The organism is Nocardioides exalbidus, assembly GCF_900105585.1.
Lineage (GTDB): Bacteria > Actinomycetota > Actinomycetes > Propionibacteriales > Nocardioidaceae > Nocardioides > Nocardioides exalbidus.
Window position 1 is genome coordinate 1,707,352 of the sequence record NZ_FNRT01000002.1, and the last position, 22,558, is coordinate 1,729,909.

General features: G+C 71.6%; 18 protein-coding genes and 1 tRNA gene. 14 read left to right on the forward strand and 5 right to left on the reverse strand.

The window, feature by feature from the left end; all coding sequences use genetic code 11:
- Positions 1–118 precede the first annotated feature (118 nt).
- Genes BLV76_RS08510 through BLV76_RS08560 form a run of 11 tightly spaced genes read left to right on the forward strand, consistent with a single transcriptional unit; the run spans position 119 to position 12,428 of the window.
- Complete coding sequence (locus tag BLV76_RS08510) at positions 119–820, forward strand: ABC transporter ATP-binding protein (protein ID WP_090968740.1); 702 nt, start codon at positions 119–121, stop codon at positions 818–820.
- Positions 804–2,351, forward strand: coding sequence for a hypothetical protein (locus tag BLV76_RS08515; protein ID WP_090968741.1), 1,548 nt, complete (start codon positions 804–806; stop codon positions 2,349–2,351). Before BLV76_RS08510 ends, BLV76_RS08515 begins: the two co-directional genes overlap by 17 nt.
- A gap of 41 nt (positions 2,352–2,392) precedes the next feature.
- Positions 2,393–2,926 (forward strand): DUF6199 family natural product biosynthesis protein, encoded by a 534-nt coding sequence (locus BLV76_RS08520; RefSeq protein WP_090968742.1) that lies wholly within the window; start codon positions 2,393–2,395, stop codon positions 2,924–2,926.
- A gap of 48 nt (positions 2,927–2,974) precedes the next feature.
- Positions 2,975–3,574, forward strand: coding sequence for a TetR/AcrR family transcriptional regulator (locus tag BLV76_RS08525; RefSeq protein ID WP_342711574.1), 600 nt, complete (start codon positions 2,975–2,977; stop codon positions 3,572–3,574).
- A complete protein-coding gene (locus tag BLV76_RS08530; protein ID WP_090968743.1) occupies positions 3,571–4,350 on the forward strand; it encodes a TIGR03084 family metal-binding protein in 780 nt (259 codons plus the stop codon). The genes BLV76_RS08525 and BLV76_RS08530 overlap by 4 nt, the downstream gene beginning before the upstream one ends.
- A complete protein-coding gene (locus BLV76_RS08535) occupies positions 4,347–6,050 on the forward strand; it encodes an acyclic terpene utilization AtuA family protein (protein ID WP_090968744.1) in 1,704 nt (567 codons plus the stop codon). The genes BLV76_RS08530 and BLV76_RS08535 overlap by 4 nt, the downstream gene beginning before the upstream one ends.
- Positions 6,047–7,177: an acyl-CoA dehydrogenase family protein gene (locus BLV76_RS08540; protein ID WP_090968745.1), complete on the forward strand. Its 1,131-nt coding sequence runs from the start codon at positions 6,047–6,049 to the stop codon at positions 7,175–7,177. Before BLV76_RS08535 ends, BLV76_RS08540 begins: the two co-directional genes overlap by 4 nt.
- A 10-nt stretch (positions 7,178–7,187) precedes the next feature.
- Positions 7,188–7,658: an SRPBCC family protein gene (locus BLV76_RS08545; protein ID WP_090968746.1), complete on the forward strand. Its 471-nt coding sequence runs from the start codon at positions 7,188–7,190 to the stop codon at positions 7,656–7,658.
- Positions 7,655–9,298: an acyl-CoA carboxylase subunit beta gene (locus BLV76_RS08550; RefSeq protein ID WP_090968747.1), complete on the forward strand. Its 1,644-nt coding sequence runs from the start codon at positions 7,655–7,657 to the stop codon at positions 9,296–9,298. Before BLV76_RS08545 ends, BLV76_RS08550 begins: the two co-directional genes overlap by 4 nt.
- A gap of 5 nt (positions 9,299–9,303) precedes the next feature.
- The gene (locus tag BLV76_RS08555) at positions 9,304–11,268 is read left to right on the forward strand and encodes an acetyl/propionyl/methylcrotonyl-CoA carboxylase subunit alpha (protein WP_090972505.1); all 1,965 of its coding nucleotides are present in this window, start codon (positions 9,304–9,306) and stop codon (positions 11,266–11,268) included.
- Positions 11,265–12,428, forward strand: a complete 1,164-nt coding sequence (locus BLV76_RS08560) for an acyl-CoA dehydrogenase family protein (RefSeq protein ID WP_090968748.1) — start codon at positions 11,265–11,267, stop codon at positions 12,426–12,428. The genes BLV76_RS08555 and BLV76_RS08560 overlap by 4 nt, the downstream gene beginning before the upstream one ends.
- A 9-nt stretch (positions 12,429–12,437) precedes the next feature.
- Here the strand turns inward: BLV76_RS08560 and BLV76_RS08565 are convergent, their stop codons facing one another.
- From BLV76_RS08565 to BLV76_RS08585, 5 genes are all read right to left on the reverse strand, one after another.
- The gene (locus BLV76_RS08565) at positions 12,438–13,493 is read right to left on the reverse strand and encodes a zinc-binding dehydrogenase (RefSeq protein WP_090972507.1); all 1,056 of its coding nucleotides are present in this window, start codon (positions 13,491–13,493) and stop codon (positions 12,438–12,440) included.
- 47 nt (positions 13,494–13,540) lie between these two features.
- Entirely contained in the window at positions 13,541–14,545 is a 1,005-nt protein-coding gene (locus BLV76_RS08570) for an alpha/beta hydrolase (protein WP_090968749.1), read from the reverse strand.
- Positions 14,542–16,089: a flavin-containing monooxygenase gene (locus BLV76_RS08575; protein WP_090968750.1), complete on the reverse strand. Its 1,548-nt coding sequence runs from the start codon at positions 16,087–16,089 to the stop codon at positions 14,542–14,544. Before BLV76_RS08575 ends, BLV76_RS08570 begins: the two co-directional genes overlap by 4 nt.
- Before the next feature lie 76 nt (positions 16,090–16,165).
- Positions 16,166–17,182, reverse strand: a complete 1,017-nt coding sequence (locus BLV76_RS08580; protein ID WP_090968751.1) for an AraC family transcriptional regulator — start codon at positions 17,180–17,182, stop codon at positions 16,166–16,168.
- 147 nt (positions 17,183–17,329) lie between these two features.
- Positions 17,330–17,402, reverse strand: a tRNA-Arg gene (locus BLV76_RS08585).
- A 177-nt stretch (positions 17,403–17,579) separates the two neighbouring features.
- Here BLV76_RS08585 and BLV76_RS08590 point away from each other — a divergent pair.
- From BLV76_RS08590 to BLV76_RS08600, 3 genes are all read left to right on the forward strand, one after another.
- Positions 17,580–19,418: a phosphoenolpyruvate carboxykinase (GTP) gene (locus tag BLV76_RS08590; RefSeq protein WP_175539611.1), complete on the forward strand. Its 1,839-nt coding sequence runs from the start codon at positions 17,580–17,582 to the stop codon at positions 19,416–19,418.
- A 126-nt stretch (positions 19,419–19,544) separates the two neighbouring features.
- Positions 19,545–20,447, forward strand: a complete 903-nt coding sequence (locus BLV76_RS08595; RefSeq protein WP_090968753.1) for a sulfite exporter TauE/SafE family protein — start codon at positions 19,545–19,547, stop codon at positions 20,445–20,447.
- 226 nt (positions 20,448–20,673) lie between these two features.
- The gene (locus BLV76_RS08600; protein WP_090968754.1) at positions 20,674–22,524 is read left to right on the forward strand and encodes a phosphoenolpyruvate carboxykinase (GTP); all 1,851 of its coding nucleotides are present in this window, start codon (positions 20,674–20,676) and stop codon (positions 22,522–22,524) included.
- Positions 22,525–22,558: the final 34 nt, after the last annotated feature.

Here is a 22,558-nt window from a genome sequence, read left to right on the forward strand (position 1 = left end):
GGAAGTGCCCGGTCGGCGTGGAGGACGGGGAGGAAGTGCCCGGTCGGCGTGGAGGACGGGGAGGAAGCGCCCGGTCGATTCTCCTGTGCGCGGACGCGAACTCGGCGACAATCGTCGGGTGGACCAGATCGCCCCTGCCGTCGTCGTGCGCGACCTGCACGTCCGCTTCGGCGACGTCGAGGCCGTGTCCGGCGTCGACCTGGCCGCCGGCAACGGCCGGGCGACCGCGCTGCTCGGGCGCAACGGCGCCGGCAAGTCGACCACCATGAAGGTGCTGGCCGGTGTCGTGCCGCCCACCTCCGGGCAGGTCACGGTCGCTGGCCACGACGCGGAGACCGACGCGATCGGCGTGAAGCGGGTCGTCGGCTACTGCCCGGACGTCGGCGGGCTCGTGCCACGCGCGACCCCGTGGGAGCACCTCCAGCTGTCCGCCCGCCTGCGCCGGATGGACACCTGGGAGGACCGCGGCCGCGACCTGCTCGAGCGCTTCGAGCTGGGTGACGTGGCCCACCGCGTCGTCGGCGGGTTCAGCCACGGCATGAGCCGGCGGCTCAGCGTGGTGCTGGCCGCGCTCCACGAGCCCGCCGTGCTGCTCCTCGACGAGCCCTTCGACGGTGTCGACCCGATCGGCGTCGACGCGACCCTCGAGGTCGTCGCCGACGCCCGCGCGCGCGGCGCCTGCGTCCTGCTCTCGACCCACCTGCGCGACCTCGCCCTCGAGGCGTGCGGCACCGCGATCGTGCTCCGCGGCGGCAACCGCGTCGCCGAGATGCAGGCCGCCGAGCTCACCGGTGAGGCCTACCGTGCCCTCCTCGACTAGCGGCCCGGCCGGCCTGCTGGAGGCCGCCCGCGACACCGGGCACCTCGTGCGCTTCCGCGCCGGGACCGTACGACGACCCGCCGCCGCAGTGGTCGGCGTGCTCGTCGTCCTCGGGCTGACGCTCTGCTTCGCGGTCCTGCCCTCGACGTTCGACGTCGACGCGATCCGCAGCGACACCGTGCAGAAGGCCGTCACCGCGCTGCAGGCCAACCTCGGCGCGACCTTCGTCGGCTTCCTGCTGCTGTCGGTCAGCTCGGCGATGAGCAGCGGCGGTGGCAGGGAGCTGCTCTCGCGCAGCGAGGCGGCGATCCACCCGATCAGCCCGACCAGCGAGCACTTCGGCGCGCTCCTGCTCGCCCCGGTCAACCTGGCCTGGCTCGTCCAGATGTGGGGCCTGCTCGCGGTCAGCGCGCTCGTGGCCGACCCCGCGCACCTGCTCGGCGCGCAGCTCGTCGTCCTGGCGTGGGTCGTCGCCGCCTCGACCATCGGGCAGGCGATCGGCTGGACGGTCGAGGGCGTGCGCCGCACCGAGCACGGCGTGCTCGTCGTCCGCGTGGTCAGCGTCGTCTTCCTGCTGCTCGTCGCCACGCTCCACCTCGCCGGCGCGCTCGGCCCGATCGTCCGCGCCCTGCCGACCACCTGGCTCGCGGAGACGGCGCCGACGTCGCGCTGGCCCCTGGCGGTCCTCGTCCTGCTGGCGCTCGCCGCGGTGATGACGCTCGTCGGCGCCCGGCCGGCCACCTGGGCGCTCGGCCTGCCGCCACGTGAGGAGCTGCGGGTCCAGTCCGGGGTGCACGAGGCGCGCCCGGCACCGGAGTCCCGCTGGCTCACCCCCGAGCGCGCGCTGCTGCGCCGGCTCGACCGCGACTCCGTGTGGCGCTCGGTCGGCCTGCGCCGGGGCCTGATGGTGCTGGGTGTCGGTCCCGGCCTGGTCGCGCTCGTGGCCGGGCTCCAGTGGAGCTCGGTCATGCTCCTGCCCGGGCTGACCGCCAGCGGCGCGGCGCTGCTCTTCGGCGTCAACGCCTTCTGCCTCGACGGCAAGGGCATGGTGTGGCGCGAGACCCTGCCGGTCCCCGCGCGGGACGTGTTCGACGTACGCACCCTCGTGATCGCCGAGTGCATGGCGCTCGTGTCGGGCGTGACCATCCTCTTCGCGCTGGTGCGCAACGGCGCGCCCCCGCTGCTCGTGGGCGTCTGCGTCGCGTCGTGCTGGCTGGTCGTGATGGGCCAGGTGCTGTCGACGGTCATGACCTGGTCGATCCGCTCGCCCTACTCCGTCGACCTCTCCTCGCCCCGCGCGACCCCGGCGCCGCACGCCGCGATGGCCGGGTACGCCGGCAAGCTCTCGCTCGTCACGACCCTGACCGGCATGCTCTTCACCGCCCTGGCGGGGCTGCCGTTCGTCTGGCTCCCAGTGGCCTTTGCCGTCGTCTTCGTCGCCTGGTCGACCCGCAAGCTCCTCCGGGCCCGCCGCCGCTGGCTGGCCCCCGACGAGCGCGCCCGCATCGTGCTCACCGTCGCCGCCGTCTGACCCGGAGTTTCAGCGCCGCCCTCACGGGGGAGATCTCCGCCATGGCTACCGTGCTCTGGATCGTCGCGATCCTCCTCCTGGTCCTGACGATCGTGGACCCCCGCCAGCTCTGGTACGCCACGACCGCCTGGCAGTTCAAGAACCCGGAGGCCAACGAGCCCTCCGGTGCCAGCTTCGCCCTCGGCCGGGTCGTCTCCGGCGTCGCGGCGCTCGGGTTCGGCATCGCCGCGCTCACCGTGACGGTCGACTCGGTCGGCCCGCTCACGCAGGACCGGCTCGACTCCGCGGGGTCCTCGGCCGCCGGGGACCTCACCGGTGCGTACGGCAAGTACGGGTCGCCCGGGGTCACGGCGATCCAGGAGGCGCTCGGGCGCGACGACGTGGAGGTGCGCGAGGGGCGCACCGTCAACGAGGACGCCCCCTTCGGGGAGTCCTACGGGATCCAGGAGTACTACGAGCTCCGGGCCGCCGACGACGACGCGGTCCGTGGCTGCATGGAGATCGCCTACGACGGCGGTCTCTTCCACGAGGGTGACCTCGACGTCGACGCGACGTACACCTCGGGTGCCTGCTGAGAAAAAGTCAGGCTTGACTGTTTGTTAGTACGACGGCACGCTGGGACGGTGACCTCGACCCGGGTGCCGCAGGCCGACCGGACCCGCGCGATGCGGGCCCGGCTGCTCGAGGCGACGGTCGAGCTCCTGGTCGAGCGCGGGTTCGCCGGCACGTCGACGACCCTCGTCTCCGAGCGGGCAGGCGTGAGCCGCGGCGCCCAGCTGCACCACTTCCCGACCAAGAACGACCTCGTCGTCGCCGCCGTCGAGCACCTCACCGAGCGCCGCGGCGCCGAGCTCGCGGAGGCCGCGGCCGCACTGCCGGCGGGGAAGCGGCGCACCCGTGCCGTCGTCGAGATGCTCGGCGACCACTTCTCCTCGCCGGTGTTCGCCGCCGCGCTCGAGCTGTGGGTCGCCGCCCGCACCGACGAGACGCTGCTCGCCGCCGTCGCCCCGCTCGAGCAGCGGGTCGGTCGCGAGGCGCACCGGATGACGGTCGCCGCGCTCGGTGCCGACGAGTCGCGGCCCGGCGTGCGCGAGCTCGTGCAGGCCACCCTCGACCTGGTGCGGGGCCTCGGCCTCGCGTCCACGATCACCGACGACTCCGCCCGCCGCCGGCGCATCCTGCGCGAGTGGGCCGACGTGCTCGAGAAGGAGCTCACGACATGACCGACGTGCTCCAGCAGGTGCTCGCCGACCTCGCCGCCGAGGGCGACGCGCTCGAGTGGCTCGTCGCCGACCTCGACGAGGGCGGCTGGCACACCCCCACGCCGGCGCCCGGCTGGGACGTCGCGGCCCAGGTCGCCCACCTCGCGTGGACCGACGAGGCAGCGCTGAAGGCGGCGACCGACAAGGACGCGTGGGACGCGCTCGTGCTCGAGGCGCTCGCCGACCCCGAGCACTACGTCGACCGCCAGGCCCTTGCCGTCGCGAGCGAGCCCGGGCTCCTGCAGCGCTGGCGGCGTACCCGCGCCGACCTCCACGCGGCCCTGACCGCGTTCCCGAGCGGGGCGAAGATGCCGTGGTTCGGCCCGCCCATGTCGGCCGCGTCGATGGCGACCGCCCGGCTGATGGAGACGTGGGCGCACAGCCTCGACGTGCACGCGGGCCTCGGCGCGCAGGTCGTCGACACCGACCGGATCCGCCACGTCGCGCACCTCGGCGTCCGCACCCGTGACTTCGCCTTCGCCGTCCACGGCCTCGAGCCGCCGGCCGGCGAGTTCCGCATCGACCTGCTCTCGCCGTCCGACGACGTGTGGAGCTGGGGTCCCGAGGACGCCGAGCAGACCCTGACCGGCACGGCCGGCGACTTCTGCCGGCTCGTCACCCAGCGCATCCACCGCGACGACACCGACCTCGTCGCGGGCGGCGCCGACGTCGACCGGTGGCTCGACATCGCGCAGGCGTTCGCCGGGCAGCCGGGCGAGGGGCGGCGGCCGACGTGACGGGTGTCGTGCGGATCGGAAACTGCTCCGGCTTCTACGGCGACCGGCTCGCCGCCATGCGCGAGATGCTCGAGGGCGGTCGGCTCGACGTGCTCACCGGCGACTACCTCGCCGAGCTCACCATGCTGATCCTCGGCAAGGACCAGCTGAAGGACCCGACCCTCGGCTACGCCCGCACGTTCGTCCGCCAGGTCGAGGACTGCCTCGGCCTCGCGCTCGAGCAGGGCGTGAAGATCGTCGCCAACGCCGGCGGCCTCAACCCCGCCGGGCTCGCCGACAGGCTCCGCGAGGTCGCCTCCGGCCTGGGGCTGGACCCGGCGATCGCCCACGTCGAGGGCGACGACGTCCGCCACCTCTCCTTCGATGGCGCGCTGACCGCCAACGCCTACCTCGGCGGCTTCGGCATCGCCGCGGCGCTCACCGGCGGCGCCGACATCGTCGTCACCGGGCGGGTCACCGACGCGTCCCTCGTCGTCGGGCCCGCGGTTGCCCGCCACGGCTGGAGCGCGACGTCGTACGACGAGCTGGCGGGCGCGGTCGTCGCCGGCCACGTCATCGAGTGCGGCACCCAGGCCACCGGCGGCAACTTCAGCGGCTTCCTCGCGCTGCCCCACCGCGACCGGCCGCTCGGGTTCCCGGTCGCCGAGGTCGCCGCAGACGGGTCGTCCGTGATCACCAAGCACGCCGGCACCGGCGGCGCGGTCACGATCGACACCGTCACCGCGCAGCTCGTCTACGAGATCCAGTCCACCCGCTACCTCGGCCCGGACGTCACCGTCCACCTCGACTCGGTCCGGCTCGACGACGACGGTGAGGACCGCGTCCGGGTCAGCGGGGTCGTCGGGGAGGCCCCACCGCAGCGGCTCAAGGTCTGCGTCAACGAGCTCGGCGGCTGGCGCAACAGCGTCGAGCTCGTGCTCACCGGCCTCGACGTCGAGGCCAAGGCGGAGTGGGTGAGGTCCCAGCTCACGCCGTCCGCCGCCCAGGTCCACTGGTCCGAGGTCGTGCTCCCGCCCGCCGACGCCGACACCGAGGAGTCCGCCTCGACGCTGCTGCGCTGCACCGTCAAGGACCCCTCGCCCGACCCGGTCGGCCGCGCCTTCACCGCGGCAGCCGTCGAGCTCGCCCTCGGCTCCTACCCCGGCTTCACGATGACCGCACCGCCCGCGCCCGCGACGCCGTTCGGCATCTACCGCGCGGCCTACGTCGACCGCGCCGACGTCACGCACACGGTCGTCCACGCCGACGGTCGTCGGGAGGTCGTCGCCGACCCCACGTCGTACACGCCCACCGAGGAGGCACCCGGCGCCCGCCCGTCGCCGTACCCGGGCCGCACCGACGTGATGACCCGCCGGCTGCCGCTCGGTCGCTTCGTCCACGCCCGCTCCGGCGACAAGGGCGGGGACGCCAACGTCGGGCTCTGGGTCGCGCACGACGGCGTCGCGCAGGAGAAGTACGACGCCCGCGTGCAGTGGCTGTTCAAGATGATGTCGCCGCGCGGGATCGGCGCGCTGCTGCCGGAGGCGGCGGACCTCGAGGTCGACGTGTGGCTGCTGCCCCACCTCGGCGCGGTCAACCTGGTCATCCACGGCCTGCTCGGCGACGGGGTCGCCGCGTCCACGCGCTTCGACCCGCAGGCCAAGGGGCTCGGCGAGTGGCTGCGCTCGCGGATGGTCTCGATCGAGGACTCGCTGCTGTGATCACCGAGCGCGACGCCCTGCGCGCGACCGCGGCCGAGTTCACGCGCCGCGAGGTCGTGCCGCACCTCCAGGAGTGGGAGGACGCGGGGGAGATCCCGCGCTCGCTGCACCGGACGGCGGGCGACCTCGGGCTGCTCGGCGTCGGCTTCCCGGAGTCGGTCGGCGGCGGGGGAGACCTGCTCGACTCGGTGGCGGTGCAGGAGGCGATGTTCGACGCCGGCGCCTCGAGCGGGTTGATGGCCGGGCTCGTCACGAGCGGCATCGCGCTGCCCCACATCGCGGCCTCCGGCGACACCGACCTCGTCGACCGCTTCGTGCGCCCGACACTGGCCGGCGAGACGATCGGGTCGCTCGCGATCACCGAGCCCGGCGGTGGCTCCGACGTCGCGCGCCTCACCACCCGGGCGGTGCGTGAGGGGGACTCCTACGTCGTCAACGGCGCGAAGACCTTCATCACGAGCGGCGTCCGTGCCGACTTCGTGACGACCGCCGTGCGCACCGGTGGGCCGGGGCACGGCGGCCTCTCGCTGCTGGTCGTCGAGAAGGGCACGCCGGGCTTCACGGTCAGCCGGTCGCTGAGGAAGATGGGCTGGCACTGCTCCGACACCGCCGAGCTGTCGTTCGTCGACGTCCGCGTGCCGGCGGCCAACCTCGTCGGGGCGGAGGGCTCCGGGTTCGCGCAGATCGCCGACCAGTTCGTCGTCGAGCGGATCGCGCTGGCCGTCCACGGCTACGGCATCGCGGCACGGAGCCTCGACCTCGCGGCGGCGTGGTGCCGGGAGCGCGAGACCTTCGGCCGCCCGCTCGCCAGCAACCAGACGGTCAGCCACACGCTCGTCGAGATGCGCCGCCAGGTCGAGGTCGCGCGCACCTACACGCGCGCGGTCGCCGCACGGCACGTCGCCGGCGAGGGCGTGATCGCCGAGGCGTGCCTGGCCAAGCAGACCGCCGTCGACTGCGCCGCGTTCGTCTGCGACCGGGCCGTCCAGCTCTTCGGCGGCACCGGCTACCTGCACGGCACCGAGGTGGAGCGGCACTACCGCGACGCCCGGCTGCTGCCGATCGGGGGTGGCGCGGACGAGGTGCTGCGCGACCTCACCGCCAAGCTCTTGGGTTACGCATCATGAAGGAGATCCGATGATCAGGCTGCCCTCCCTCGGTGACGAGGTCTCGGTCCAGATGGACGCCACGCCGGCCGAGGTCTGGGACCTCGTCAGCGACGTCACCCGGATCGGCGAGTTCAGCCCCGAGACCTTCGAGGCGAAGTGGACCCGCGGTGCGACGGGGCCGGAGGTCGGGGCGTACTTCAAGGGCCACGTGAAGCGCAACGGCGTCGGCCCGACCTACTGGTCGGGCTGCAAGGTGACGGCCTGCGAGCCCGAGAGGCTCTTCGAGTTCTCCGTCGGCTCGGACTCCGTGACCGTCAACAACTGGGGCTACCGGCTCGAGCCGAAGGACGGCGGCACCCTGGTCACGGAGTACTTCCGCCTCGACCCGAACCTCCCCACGCGCCTCTACTGGCTCGTCCTCGGCCCACTGCGTCGCCGCACCAACAAGTTGGGGATGCAGACGACGCTCGAGCGGATGAAGGCGGTGCTCGAGTCATGACGAACCGCGAGGCGATGCTCGACAAGATCGCCGACCTCGACGCGCAGCACGCCGTCGCGGTGGCGGGCGGGGGCGAGAAGTACGTCGAGCGCCACCACGCGCGCGGCAAGCTGACGGCCCGCGAGCGGATCGAGCTGCTCGTCGACCCCGGGTCGGCCTTCCTCGAGCTGTCGCCGCTGGCGGGCTGGGGCTCGGACTTCACCGTCGGTGCGTCCGTGGTGACCGGCATCGGCGTGGTCGAGGGCGTCGAGTGCCTGATCTCGGCGAACGACCCGACGGTCAAGGGTGGCGCGTCGAACCCGTGGACGGTCAAGAAGATCTTCCGCGCCTCGCAGATCGCCGAGGAGAACAACCTCCCGACGATCTCGCTGGTCGAGTCCGGCGGTGCCGACCTGCCGACGCAGAAGGAGATCTTCATCCCAGGCGGACGGCTCTTCCGCGACCTGACGCGGTCGTCCGCGCGCAAGCAACCGACCATCGCCCTGGTCTTCGGCAACTCGACCGCCGGCGGGGCCTACGTGCCGGGGATGAGCGACTACACGGTCTTCGTCCGCGGCGGCGCCAAGGTCTTCCTCGGCGGTCCGCCCCTGGTGAAGATGGCCACGGGCGAGGAGTCCGACGACGAGTCCCTCGGCGGCGCCGAGATGCACGCCCGGGTCTCCGGCCTCGCCGACTACCTCGCCGAGGACGAGCACGACGCCATCCGCATCGGGCGCCGGATCGTGGCGCGGCTGAACCGCAACCAGCCCGACCTTTGCACCCAGGACTCCCGCTTCGCCCCCCAGATCTCGGCCGACAAGCGGGGCGGTCACCGGATATCCGGTGACTCCAGCCCAGCCCGCTTCGCCGAGCCAGACGCCGACCCCGAGGGTCTGCTCGACCTCATCCCGACCGACCTCAAGGAGCCGTTCGACCCGCGGGAGGTGATCATCCGCGTCGTCGACGGGACGAGCGCCCACAACGGCCGGCCGTTCGACGAGTTCAAGCCGCTCTACGGCACCTCGCTCGTCACCGGCTGGGCGCGGCTGCACGGGCGCCCGGTCGGCATCCTCGCCAATGCCCAGGGCGTGCTGTTCAGCGAGGAGGCGCAGAAGGCGACGCAGTTCATCCAGCTCGCGAACCAGTCCGACACCCCGCTGCTGTTCCTCCACAACACGACGGGCTACATGGTCGGCAAGGACTACGAGCAGGGCGGGATCATCAAGCACGGCGCGCAGATGCTCAACGCCGTGTCCAACAGCACCGTCCCGCACCTCAGCGTGATCATGGCCGCCTCCTACGGCGCCGGGAACTACGGCATGAACGGCCGCGCGTTCGACCCCCGCTTCCTCTTCACCTGGCCGAGTGCGAAGTCCGCGGTCATGGGACCTGCCCAGCTCGCGGGCGTGCTCAGCATCGTCGCCCGCGCGGCTGCCGAGTCGAAGGGCCAGCAGTACGACGAGGAGGGCGACGCCGGCATGCGCGCGATGGTCGAGCAGATGGTCGAGGAGCAGTCGCTGCCCTACGCCCTGTCCGGGATGCTCTACGACGACGGCGTGATCGACCCCCGCGACACCCGCACCGTCCTGGCCATCTGCCTCAGCGTCATCGGGAACGCTCCGATCAAGGGCGCCGACGGCTTCGGCGTCTTCAGGATGTGACGGCCATGATCCAGCGCCTGTTGGTCGCCAACCGCGGCGAGATCGCCCGCCGCGTCTTCGCCACGTGTCGCCGCCTCGGCATCGAGACGGTCGCGGTCCACTCCGACGCCGACGCCGGGTTGCCCTACGTCGCCGAGGCCGACCACGCCGTCCGGCTGCCGGGCACCGCGCCTGCCGACACCTACCTCCGCATCGACCTCGTCGTCGACGCGGCGCTGAGGTCGGGCGCCGACGCGGTCCACCCGGGCTACGGCTTCCTCTCGGAGAACGCCGCATTCGCCCGCGCAGTCATCGGTGCCGGCCTCACCTGGGTCGGCCCGCCGCCGGACGCGATCGAGGCCATGGGCGACAAGATCCGCGCGAAGGACATCGCCGCGCGCGCCGGCGTACCCGTCCTCTCCGCTCCCGACCAGCCGACCGAGGCCGACCTCCCGCTGCTGGTGAAGGCCTCCGCCGGCGGCGGCGGCCGCGGCATGCGGATCGTCCGGTCGCTCGACCGGCTCGACGCCGAGATCGAGTCCGCGCGCGCCGAGGCCGAGTCGGCCTTCGGTGACGGCACGGTCTTCGTGGAGCCCTACGTCGAGTCCGGGCGCCACGTCGAGGTGCAGGTGATGGCCGACGGATCCGGCGCGCGCGCCCTCGGCACCCGCGACTGCTCCGTGCAGCGCCGGCACCAGAAGGTCGTCGAGGAGGCCCCGGCCCCCGGGCTGTCGGAGGAGACCGAGCGGGCGATGTGCGAGGCGGCCGAGCGGCTCGCCGATGGCATCGGCTACCGCGGCGCCGGCACGGTCGAGTTCCTCCACGACCCCGCCGGCGACCGCTACTTCTTCCTCGAGATGAACACGCGGCTCCAGGTCGAGCACCCGGTCACCGAGCTCGTGACCGGCCTCGACCTCGTCGAGCAGCAGCTCGCGGTCGCCGAGGGCCGCGGGCTGCCCGAGGTCGCGCCGTCGAGGGGCGGGCACGCGATCGAGGTACGCCTCTACGCCGAGGACGCGGCCTACGTCCCCCAGAGCGGCCGGCTGGTCACCTTCGACCTCCCGGCCGACACCGAGCTCGGGCCGCTCGACCGGGCGGGCGTCCGGGTCGACAGCGGCTTCGCGAGCGGTGACGAGGTGTCGACGTTCTACGACGCGATGCTGGCCAAGGTGGTGGCGTGGGCGCCGACCCGCGAGCAGGCGGTCCGCCAGCTCGTCGCCGCGCTCCGTCGGGCCCGGATCCACGGCGTCACCACCAACCGCGACCAGCTCGTGGAGATCCTCACCGACCCGGTCTTCGTGGCCGGTGAGATGACCACGACGTGGCTCGAGTCGCGGGCGCCCTCGCCGGCTGCCGGCGACTGGATGGGGGCGGCCCTGCTGTGCGCGACGACCGCAGCGGTGCTCGATCAGGACGAGCGTCGCACGGCCCAGCGCGGCGTCCCGACTGGTTGGCGCAACGTCCGCAGCCAGGGGCAGGTCGAGCGGTTCGAGACCGGGTGGCCCGACGACGTGTTCGAGGGTGAGTGGGTCAGCGCCCGCACCGGCGTCGGCATCGCGTTCCCGAACGCCGACTTCACCGTCGAGCGGGCCACGCGGCTCGAGCACGGCTGGCGCATCGACTGGTCCGGTGAGGGCGAGGGCGGGTGGTGCGAGGTCCGGTTCGGCCCGGGCCTGCCGGGCAGCCGCGAGGTGTACGTCGACAGCCCGCGCTCAGGACGCACGTTCCGCGAGGTGCCGCGCTTCACCGACCCCGCCGACGCCGTGGCGAGCGGTTCTCTGCTCGCGCCGATGCCCGGCACGGTCGTCTCCGTGAAGGTCGCCGCCGGTGCGGGCGTGGCGGCGGGCGACGTCGTCCTCGTGCTCGAGGCGATGAAGATGCAGCACACCGTGACCGCGCCGCACGCCGGCACGGTCACCGAGATCAACGTCGAGCCCGGGTCGCAGGTCGCGTCCGGGGAGGTCCTGGCAGTAGTGGAGGAGAGCCCATGAGCAGCACGTTCACCGAGTCCGAGGAGCGCACCGAGCTGCGCCGCCAGGTCGCGAGGCTGGCGAAGGGCTACGGCCGCGAGTGGTTCGTCGAGCGCGCCCGCGCAGGCGAGAAGACGACCGAGCTGTGGATGGAGATCGCCAAGGCGGGATACCTCGGCGTCAACATCCCGGAGGAGTACGGCGGCGGGGGCGGCGGCATCGGCGACGTGGCCGCCGTCTGCGAGGAGCTCGCTGCCCAGGGCTGCCCGCTGCTGATGATGGTCGTCAGCCCGGCGATCTGCGGCACGGTCATCGCGCGCTACGGCACCGAGGACCAGAAGCAGAAGTGGCTGCCCGGCATCGCCGACGGCACCGCGACGATGGCCTTCGCGATCACCGAGCCCGACGCCGGCACCAACTCCCACAACATCACCACCACCGCCCGCCGTGATGGCGACGAGTGGGTGCTGAAGGGCCAGAAGATCTACATCTCCGGCGTCGACGAGTCCGCCCACGTGCTCGTGGTCGCCCGCGCGGAGGACGCCCGGACCGGCAAGCTCAAGCCCTGCCTCTTCGTCGTGCCGACGGTCTCCGCGGGCTTCGAGTTCACCGCGATCCCGATGGAGATCGTCAGCCCGGAGAAGCAGTTCCAGGTCTTCATCGACGACGTCCGCCTGCCCCAGGACGCCCTCGTCGGCGACGAGGACGGTGGCCTCGTCCAGCTCTTCGCCGGCCTCAACCCCGAGCGGATCATGGCGGCCTCCTTCTCGACGGGCCTCGCGCGCCACGCCCTCGGCAAGGCGTCGTCGTACGCCCAGGAGCGCACCGTCTTCAAGGCGCCCATCGGCTCCCACCAGGCGATCGCCCACCCCCTCGCGATGGCCCACATCGAGAACGAGCTCGCCCGCCTGATGACCCAGAAGGCCGCCGCCCTCGTCGACGCCGGCGACGACATGGCCGCCGGCGAGGCGGCCAACATGGCGAAGTACGCCGCCGCCGAGGCGGCCGTGCACGCCGTCGACGCGGCCGTGCAGACCCACGGCGGCAACGGCATCACGCAGGAGTACGGCATGGCCGGCATGCTCGTCGCCGCCCGCGCCGGGCGGATCGCGCCGGTGAGCCGGGAGATGATCCTCAACTTCGTCGCGATGCACAGCCTGGGGCTGCCGAAGAGCTACTGAGGAAGGACCTCACGGCTGGACGAGGATCCGGACCGGACTTCCCTCCCCGCTCCGGAGCGTCCTGATGCCCTCCTCGAGGTCCTCCAGCGCCACGACCTGGCTGATCGACCGGCTGAGGTCGAGGCGGCCGGTCGAGACCAGGCGTGCGAGGACCCCGACGTCCGTCACCTCGTAGCCCAGGTGGCCACGCACCTGCTTGCGGCTGAGGTTGAAGAGCACGCTCATGCCGAGGGAGAGCTCGTCGGCGCTCATGCCGACGCCGACGAGGCGTCCGCCGTTGCCGAGCGCCTCGAGCGCCTGGTCGAAGGTCGCCTTGATGCCGACCGCGTCGAAGGCGGCGTCGAGGCCGATCCCTCCCGTGGCCTCGCGCACCTTGCTGACCAGCTGGGCGTCGTGGGGATCCAGGGCCAGGTCGGCCCCCAGGTCGAGCGCTCGCTGACGCGCCGCCGGGTCGAGGTCGACCGCGACGATCGGGGTGGCTCCCACCAGCCGGGCCAGCTGGACGATGTGCGTGCCGACGCCGCCCACTCCCCACACGCCGGCCGACTCACCGACCCGCAGCTCGGCCGTGTGCACCACGGCGCCGTACGGTGTCGCGACGGCGTCGGCGAGGACGGCCGCGTGCTCCATCGAGACGTTGTCCGGGATCCGGGTGAGTCCTTGCGCGTCCGCAACGGTGTACTGCGCCCAGGCGCCGTCGTAGGCGAACGCCATCAGCTGCAGGGCCAGGCACCGGCCGAGCTCGCCGCGCCGGCACATCGGGCACTGCCGACACGGTCGACCGGCAGCAGGCACGACGCGGTCGCCCAGTGCCCACCCCTCGACACCGGGTCCGAGTGCGGCGATCACGCCGGAGGCCTCGTGTCCCTGGGTGATCACCTCCGGCCCCATGGCCGGGAACGTCCCGTCGAGCAGCGACAGGTCCGAGTGGCAGATGCCGCTGAACGCGACCTCGATGAGCACCTGCCCGGGGCCCGGAGCGGGCACGGGGACGTCGGTGATCTCGAAGGTCAGGGTCGTGGTGTCGAGGCGCTGGGCGCGCATCGTCGTGGCAGTGCTGGTCATCGTCTGGTCCTTCACACGTGGGGGCGAGCTGACTCGGCAGGGACGTCTCAGGCGGGCGGGTCGGGGAACGGCTCGGTCAGACCGAGACGGCGCAGCCAGCCGTCCACGGCGTCGTACGACCGTCGCCGAGGCACGTCGAGCGACAGGAAGACGTCGTGCCGGGCGTCCTCGATCGGTTGCACCGTCGTCTCGCCGCCGAGGCAGCCGGCCCAGCGAGCGATCTGCTGCACGTCGAGGACGGTGTCGGCGCGGTCGCTCGCCGGGCTGTGCGTGCGGGAGTAGTGCGTCTTGTCGGAGCGCAGGACCAGTGACGGTACGCCGACGTCGAGGCCGCGGTGCAGCCGAGCCTGTCCGCGCCGGACGGCGTTCAGCCAGCCCACCGTGACGGGGAACCCGGCCAGCGGCTTCAGCATGAGGTCGTAGTGCCACGTCCCGCCTCGCTCGGCGTGCAGCGAGTCGCCGTAGACGGAGGTGGCAGGCAGGTCCAGCACCCGCAGCGGGGCGATCCTGGCGAGGATGCGGACGGCCTGGGTCACGGCGTGGCGCATCCGTGGCTTGCCCTGGAGGTCGAACCACGGACTGTTCAGGACCAGCCCCGCCACCGGATCCGTCCTGCCGGCACGTCGCCTGCGATCGAGCCACAGGGGCGTGATCAGGCCGCCTGTGGAGTGGGCCACCACGACGACCGGACTGTCCGGGTGCTCGTCGGCGACGAGCTCGAGGCTGCGTTCGAGCTCGACGTCGTAGAGCTCGAGATCGGTGACGTAGTGGGCAGTGTGTCCCTCGCTCCGCGCGCGCCCGGACTTGCGCAGGTCCAGCGCGTAGAACGCCAGCCCACGCTCGGCGAAGAAGTCCGCGAGCTCGGTCTGGAAGAAGTAGTCGGCGAATCCGTGCACGTAGAGCACCGCGCCGTGCGGCTGCTCGTCCTCGAGCGGCACCCGGCGAACGACGACCGCGGTGATGCGTCCTTCACCGTCGGGATCGGTGCCGAGCTCGAGCGTGTGCTGCTCGTAGCCCGTCCCGAGCAGGTCGGGCTGCCACGTCGCGCTCATGCCTCGACCCTCGTCCGGTCGACCGCGGCCGCGGTCGTGGTTGCGGGGTGGACGGGTGCCAGGTGGCGGGCCAGGTCGGCGCGCAGCGTCGTCGCCGAGTCGAGCACGTAGTTCTGGCGGACCCGCCACGGCGATCGGTCGCCCTGGCGCGGGAACGCCGCGATCGAGCGCTGGACGTATCCCGAGGCCAGCTCGAGCAACGGCTGCGGCTCGAGGTCGCTGTCCGCCACAGGGGCCACAGCGCGGTGTCCGCGACGCTCCATCCAGCCCAGCACCTTGCACACGAGACGGTGGGTCAGGTCTGCACGCAGGGTCCACGACGCGTTGGTGTAGCCGATGCACACCGCGAAGTTGGGGACACCGGTGATCATGGCGCCGTTCCAGACGTACTGCTCCGAGAGGTCGACACGGCGTCCGTCGACGTGCGGCTCGATCCCGCCGAACGCGAGGAGCTTGAGCCCCGTCGCCGTGACGACGACGTCGGCCTCGAGGAGCCGCCCGGACCGCAGCCGGATCCCTTTGGGGACGAAGCGGTCGACGTGGTCGGTGACGACCTCCGCGCGCCGGTCCCTGACCACGCGGAAGAGGTCGCCGCCGGGCACGGCGCACAACCGCTGGTCCCACGGGTCGTAGGACGGGGTGAAGTGGTCGGCGACCAGCTGCGGGTCGCCCAGCATCCCGGTCGCGGAACGGGTCAGCAGCTCGCGGGCCTTGCGCGGCCACCGCTGGCAGAACTGGTAGAACGCGGTGCTGAAGGCGATGTTCTTCGCGCGGATGACCTTGTGGGCGAGCGACCCGGGGAGCACCGCCCGGATCCTGTCCGCCACCTTGTCCCGACCGGGAACCGCGCTGATCCAGGTGGGGCTCCTCTGCAGCATCGTGACGTGACTGGCGGGGCGCTCGCCCTTCAGCATCGCCGGCACGAGCGTCACCGCAGTTGCACCCGATCCGATGACGACGACCCGCTTGTCGGCGTGGTCGAGGTCCTGCGGCCAGAACTGGGGGTGCACCACGGTGCCGGCGAAGTCGTCGACCCCCTCGAACGCAGGAGCGTGCGGCTGGTCGTAGTCGTAGTAGCCGGCGCAGGAGTAGAGGAAGCCGCACGTCATCGTGCGCCGCCGGACGTTGTCCCCGTCCTCGACGACGAGGGTCCAGGCCGAGGTCGCGGTGTCGAAGTCGGCTGCGACGACGCGGCTGGAGTAGCGGATGTGCTGGTCGATCCCGTGCTCGTCCGCCGTCTCGCGGATGTAGGTCAGGATGGACGCTCCGTCGGCGAGGCTCCGGCTGTCGCGCCACGGCCTGAAGGAGTAGCCGAGGGTGAACATGTCGGAGTCCGACCTCACCCCCGGGTAGCGGAACAGGTCCCACGTGCCGCCGAGGCCCTCGCGCGCTTCCAGCACGACGTACGACGATCCTGGTCGTTCGGTCTGGATGCGGTAGGCCGCTCCGATGCCCGAGAGCCCTGCTCCCACGATGACGACGTCGACGTGCTCGACGTCCCGCTCGTGGGTCGCCGTGGGTCCGTCGTGGGGGTGTTCAGCCATGTCATCGAGTGTGTCGAGCCTGGGGTCGACGCGTTTGATCCGTCGCGACAGTTCCTTGCCCACGCGCGACACCGCCTCACGACGGCGCAGCGCCCCGTTGACGTACCTGCGTCGGCGTCTCGTGCCACCAACGACGACAGCATCGCGTGAGGACCGCTTGCTCGGACAGGTCCAGCAGCGCCGCGACCTGGGAGAACGGCAGGTCGGTCCCGCGCAGGTACTTCTGCGCGGCCTCCTTGCGGACGCCGTCCACCAGGGCGACGAACGAGGTGTCCTCCCGAGCGAGCTGACGCTGCAGGGTCCTGGGATGGACCGAGAACAGGTCGGCGATGGCCGTGATGGTCACCGGGCTCGTGCCCAGTGCCTGTGCCACGGCAGTGCGAACCCGTGCCGCCACCAGCCCGGGACCGCTGGGGGAGAGGCGGTCGAGGTAGGCGATGGCGAGCTGCTTCAGGACCGCGTCCTCGCCGGCGACCGGCTGGCGCATGAGTGACGACGGGACGCGGAGGAGCGCGGCCGGTCGCCGGAAGCGGACCTCCGTCCCGAAGTAGGCACGATAGGTCTCGGGATCCGCCAACGGCTCGTGCGGCAGGTCGACGGTGCGGAGCCCGTAGCCCGCGCCGGTCACCGATCTGAGGGCGCCGTGTGCGAAGCCCAGGCTCAGGTCGGTCGCCTGCACGGGCGCGAGATCGCCGTCCCCGGGGACGTTCCACCGCAGGGCCACCACACCCTTGTCGCCGTAGGGGTCCGCCTCGACCGCGAGCCCCACCGAGCGGGAGTGGACGGAGAGGTAGCGAGAACAGCACTCGAGCGCGTCCCCGACGGTCGCGGACGACTGGAGCGCGAGCGCGAGGGGGCCGAGCATGCTGAGCTCCTGGCGTGCTGCGACGCGCAGTCCGAGGTCCGGGCAGTCCGTCTGCCTCGCCCCGATCTCCAGTGCGCCGGCCACGGCGCGCTCGGGAACCAGCAGCTCGTCGGAGTGGAGTGCGGACGGGTCCAGTCCCACCTCGCGTGCGATGGCGTCCGGGTCGCCACCCAGCTCGAGCACCAGGGAGTGGAAACCCCGGAGTGCGGCGGAGCGCGCCAACGTCATGTCGCCTAGGGTCAAGGTCGCCGCCGGGCGCGTCAACTCAGCAGTCCAGCCCGCGCCTCGCGCGCTCGAGGAGCTCCGCGACGCCCTGGCGGACCGGGAAGAAAGAAGCCGCAGGTCAGCTGGGCTGACCTGCGGCTTCGTGATCTGCGCGCCTGTAGGGATTCGAACCCCAAACCTTCTGATCCGTAGTCAGATGCTCTATCCGTTGAGCTACAGGCGCATCGTCCGTGCCGGCCGACTGACCCGCGGGGACTGGACGACAATAGCCGACCGCGACCGGACGAGCGAAATCAGCATCCCCCATATCGGTGGATCGGCCGGTGTGAGCCTTGCCCTAGGGTGCCTTGCACCCGCACACGCGGCGGTCCGCACCCGCCGCAGGATGAGAGGCAGGCGCATGGCAGATCTCGAGGCAGTCCTGGACGCAGCCGGGCTCACCAACCCGAGGGTCAGGGAGTTCGTGAAGGAGTACGCCGAGCTCACGGGCGCGGCGCGCGTCGAGGTGGTCAACGCCTCCGACGACGCACGTCTCCTGGAGGAGGCCGTCGCCGCAGGCGAGCTGCAGATGGCGGGCGAGGGGCGCTACTACTCCCGCAGCTACCACAAGGACACCGCCCGCTCCGAGGAGCGCACGATCGTCGCTACCAACGACGAGAAGGACAGGGGTGTCTACAACAACTGGCGCCCGGCCTCGGAGATGAAGCCGATGCTCCACGACCGGATGCGCGGTGCGTCCGAGGGCAAGACGATGTACGTCATCCCCTACCTGATGGCGCCTGCCGGCAACGCGCTCGCGCCGTGGGCCGCCGGCGTCGAGCTCACCGACACCCGCACCGTCGTGCTCCACATGATCCGGATGGCGCGCGTCGGCGTGCAGTTCGTCAACGACCTCGACGACCCGGACTCCTTCGTCCGCGCGGTCCACGTGACCGGCGACCTCGAGCACCTCGGCCAGGGCACGCCCGACGACCAGCGCTACTTCGTCACGGTCGCCGACGAGCGCACGATCCTGCACTTCGGCTCGTCCTACGGCGGCAACGCGCTGCTGGGGAAGATCGCCCACGGTCTGCGGCAGGGTGCGTACGACGGCTGGGCGAGCAGGAAGTTCCTCGCCGAGCAGTACATGCTCATCGGCATCCACGACAAGGAGACGGGCAAGACCTGGCACGTCTGCGGTGGGTTCCCCAGCGCCTCCGGCAAGACAAACCTGGCGATGATGGCCGCGCCCGACGCGCTGGGCGATCGCTACCACGTGTCGTTCTACGGCGACGACATCGCGTGGCTGTGGGTCGACGAGGAGTCCGGGCGACTGATGGGGATGAACCCGGAGTACGGCGTCTTCGGCGTCGCCAAGGACACCAACGAGACGACGAACCCCAACGCCCTCGCCTCGATCGACGAGGGCACCGAGGCGATCTTCACCAACGTGTCCTACAACCCCGGCACCGGCGAGGTCTGGTGGGAGGGCAAGACCCCCAAGCCGCCGAGCGACGTCCACGGCTGGCTCGACTGGACGGGTGCCCCCCTCGCGGACCGCAAGTCCGACGACACGGCGGCCTGGTCGCACCCCAACAGCCGCTTCACCACGACGCTCGACAACGTCCCCAACATCGCGGCCGACTACGACGAGCCGATGGGCGTGCCGATCGACGCGATCATCTTCGGCGGCCGCACCCGCGACCGCGAGCCGCTGATCCGTGCGATCACCGACCTCGCCGAGGGCGTGTACGACGGCCTCACGCTGGGCGCCGAGGCCACCTTCGCCGCCGAGGGCGTGGACGGCCAGCTGCGCTACGACCCGATGTCGAACCGGCCCTTCATGGCCTACGGCGAGGGCGACTACGCACGGCACTACCTCGACGTCGTCGGCGCGGCGAAGGAGCAGCCGATCTTCGCGCACGTCAACTGGTTCCAGCGCGACCCGGAGGACGGCCACTTCCTCTGGCCCGGCTACCGCGACAACCTGCGCCCGCTGCTCTGGCTCCTGCAGCTCAAGGCCGGCGAGGTGCAGGGACGTCGTACGGCCGTGGGCATCCTCCCGACCGAGGACGAGCTCGACCTCGAGGGCGTCGACATCACGCCCGAGGACCTCGAGCGGATCCTCACCATCGACAAGGAGCGGTGGCAGCAGGAGATGGGCTTCCGCGAGGAGCACCTGTCGCAGTTCGACCGGATGCCCGAGGAGATCTGGGAGGCCCACCGCCGGGTCGCCGCCGACCTCGACGCGGAGGAGTGACCCCGACAGGGGTGACAGCCCCACTGGGGGCAGGTGAAAGGCCACACCGATCACTGATGAGGCAAAACTTATCAATTCAGTGTACTTTGGTGACTACGTCTTGAACCTGCCCTCGGAGGAGTCCCCGTGCAGAAGCTCGTCATGTTCGCCCTGGTGGGTGTCGCCGCCCAGCTCGTCGACGGGAGCCTGGGCATGGCCTACGGCGTCACCTCCACGACGCTGCTGCTGATGATCGGCACGAACCCCGCGATGGCATCGGCCATGGTGCAGCTCGCGCAGCTCGGCACGACCGCCGCCTCGGGCATCTCGCACCACTCCTTCGGCAACGTCGACTGGCGCGTCGTGCGCACCATCGCCCTCCCCGGCGCGATCGGTGCGTTCATCGGCGCCACCCTGCTGGTCAACATGCCGGTCGACCTCGCCAAGGTCGTCATGGCGGTCCTGCTCCTCGCGCTCGGCTCCTACCTCCTCGTGCGCTTCACGGTGAAGGGCTTCGACAGCAGCCGCGTCGGAGAGCCGCTCGGCAAGAGGTTCCTCGTCCCGCTCGGCGGTGTGGCCGGCTTCGTCGACGCGACCGCCGGCGGCGGCTGGGGACCGATCGGCACCCCCGCCCTCCTCGCCAGCGGCAAGATGGAGCCCCGCAAGGTCATCGGCTCGGTCAGCACGTCGGAGTTCGTGGTCACCCTCGCCGCCTCGATCGGCTTCCTCGCCGCCCTCGGCCTCTCGGGCATCCAGTGGGAGATCGTCGCCGGCCTGCTCATCGGCGGCGTGATCGTCGCGCCGTTCGCCGCGATGCTGGTCAAGGTCATCCCGGCCCGGATGCTCGGCTCCCTCGTCGGTGGCCTGATCGTCCTCACCAACACCCGCACGCTCATCAACGCCGACCTGGTCGCCGTACCCGGCGCCGTGGCGATCACCCTCTACGTCGCGATCGCCGCCGTGTGGGCCTTCGCCGTCAGCCACTCCTGGCGTGCCCACAAGGCCGACATGGCCGAGCTGGACGAGATGCGCGACGCCGTCGAGGCCTGACCCGACACGCTCGTCCGAGCCGCGTTTCCCCTGCTCCGGCAGGGGTTTCGCGCATTTCGGGGACGCCGCACAGGGTGAAACGAATCAACGCATGCACAGTGAGACCCACGCCACAAGTCTGTGATCGATCCAATATGTGCGGACTCCGGCGGCGGTTAGCGTCCCCGCAAGTCGCCGACAACGAGGCCGCGCGAACCAGCCGCTACGCACGCTGAAGGAAACGGTCATGACCGCAACGATCGACCCGCAGACGACAATCCACGAGGGCAGGCCGACCACCCACCAGGGCATCCTGGCGTGGGTCACCGAGGTCGCCGAGCTGACCCAGCCCGACACCATCCACTGGTGCACCGGCTCCGACGAGGAGTGGGAGCAGCTCACCGCGTCGCTGGAGGCGACCGGCACGTTCACCCGCCTCAACCCCGACGTCATGCCCAACTCGTTCCACGCGGCCTCCGACCCGACCGACGTCGCCCGCGTCGAGGACCGCACCTACATCTGCTCCGTCGACGAGCGCGACGCCGGCCCCACCAACAACTGGATGGACCCGGCCGAGATGAAGGAGCTCATGCGCGGGCTCTACGCCGGCTGCATGCGGGGCCGCACGATGTACGTCATCCCCTTCGTGATGGGGCACGTGGACGCCGAGCATCCGATGTTCGGCATCGAGGTCACCGACTCGGCCTACGTCACCGTCTCGATGCGCGTGATGGCCCGCATGGGCACCGAGGTGCTCAGCCGCATCGAGGAGATCGGCGAGGACGTGCAGTGGGTCCCCGCGCTCCACTCCGTCGGCATGCCGCTCGAGCCCGGCCAGGCGGACGTCGCGTGGCCGTGCAACGACACCAAGTACATCGTCCAGTTCCCCGAGGAGCGGATGATCTGGAGCTTCGGCTCGGGCTACGGCGGCAACGCCCTGCTCGGCAAGAAGTGCTACGCGCTGCGCATCGCCTCGGTCATGGCGCGCGACGAGGGCTGGCTGGCCGAGCACATGCTCATCCTCAAGCTCACCTCACCGCAGGGCGTGACCAAGTACGTCGCCGCAGCCTTCCCGAGCGCGTGCGGCAAGACCAACCTCGCGATGCTCAAGCCGACCATCCCCGGCTGGAAGGTCGAGGCCATCGGCGACGACATCGCCTGGATGCGCATCGGCGAGGACGGCCGCCTGTGGGCGGTCAACCCGGAGTTCGGCTTCTTCGGCGTCGCGCCCGGCACCAACGAGCACACCAACCCGCACGCCATGGAGACCATCCGCAAGGGCAACTCGGTCTTCACCAACGTCGCGCTGACCCCCGACGGCAACGTGTGGTGGGAGGGCCTGGAGAACACCCCGGCCGAGGCCACCAGCTGGAAGGGCGAGCACTGGACGCCGGAGATCTTCGAGGAGACCGGCGAGCTCTCCAGCCACGCCAACAGCCGCTACTGCACCCCGATCAAGCAGTGCTCGATCCTCGCCGACGAGTACGACGACCCGCGCGGCGTCCCGATCGACGCGATCCTCTTCGGTGGTCGCCGCAAGACGACGATCCCGCTGGTCACCGAGGCCCGCGACTGGAACCACGGCACGTTCATGGGCGCCACGCTGTCGTCGGAGACCACGGCCGCCGCCGTGGGCGCCGTGGGCGTGGTGCGTCGCGACCCGATGGCGATGCTGCCGTTCATCGGCTACAACGCCGGCGACTACTTCGGCCACTGGGTCGGCATCGGCAAGGACAACGACGCGGCCAAGCTGCCGAAGATCTTCTACGTCAACTGGTTCCGCCGCGACGACGAGGGCGGCTTCCTGTGGCCCGGCTTCGGCGAGAACAGCCGCGTCCTCAAGTGGGTCATCGAGCGCATCGACGGCCAGGCCGCCGCGGTCGAGACCCCGATCGGCCACGTGCCGGCCCCCGGCTCGATGGACATCGACGGCCTCGACCTCACCGACGAGCAGCTGGCCCAGGCACTCGCCGTCGACGCCGCGGAGTGGCGGGCCGAGATCCCGCAGATCCAGGAGTGGTTCGAGAAGTTCGGCGACGACCTCCCGGCGGTCCTGTGGAGCGAGCTCGACACGCTGAAGGCCCGACTCGACGCCTGACGCCCGCAGCAGCGTCGTACGACCCGCCTCCCTC

Bases quoted from the DNA above. Each gene is read 5' to 3' on its own strand.
- BLV76_RS08520 (WP_090968742.1), top strand. From the start codon at position 2,393: ATGGCTACCGTGCTCTGGATCGTCGCGATCCTCCTCCTGGTCCTGACG.
- BLV76_RS08530 (WP_090968743.1), top strand. From the start codon at position 3,571: ATGACCGACGTGCTCCAGCAGGTGCTCGCCGACCTCGCCGCCGAGGGC.
- BLV76_RS08545 (WP_090968746.1), top strand. From the start codon at position 7,188: ATGATCAGGCTGCCCTCCCTCGGTGACGAGGTCTCGGTCCAGATGGAC.
- BLV76_RS08550 (WP_090968747.1), top strand. From the start codon at position 7,655: ATGACGAACCGCGAGGCGATGCTCGACAAGATCGCCGACCTCGACGCG.
- BLV76_RS08555 (WP_090972505.1), top strand. From the start codon at position 9,304: ATGATCCAGCGCCTGTTGGTCGCCAACCGCGGCGAGATCGCCCGCCGC.
- BLV76_RS08560 (WP_090968748.1), top strand. From the start codon at position 11,265: ATGAGCAGCACGTTCACCGAGTCCGAGGAGCGCACCGAGCTGCGCCGC.
- BLV76_RS08565 (WP_090972507.1), bottom strand. From the start codon at position 13,493: ATGACCAGCACTGCCACGACGATGCGCGCCCAGCGCCTCGACACCACG.
- BLV76_RS08570 (WP_090968749.1), bottom strand. From the start codon at position 14,545: ATGAGCGCGACGTGGCAGCCCGACCTGCTCGGGACGGGCTACGAGCAG.
- BLV76_RS08575 (WP_090968750.1), bottom strand. From the start codon at position 16,089: ATGGCTGAACACCCCCACGACGGACCCACGGCGACCCACGAGCGGGAC.
- BLV76_RS08580 (WP_090968751.1), bottom strand. From the start codon at position 17,182: ATGACGTTGGCGCGCTCCGCCGCACTCCGGGGTTTCCACTCCCTGGTG.
- BLV76_RS08590 (WP_175539611.1), top strand. From the start codon at position 17,580: ATGGCAGATCTCGAGGCAGTCCTGGACGCAGCCGGGCTCACCAACCCG.
- BLV76_RS08600 (WP_090968754.1), top strand. From the start codon at position 20,674: ATGACCGCAACGATCGACCCGCAGACGACAATCCACGAGGGCAGGCCG.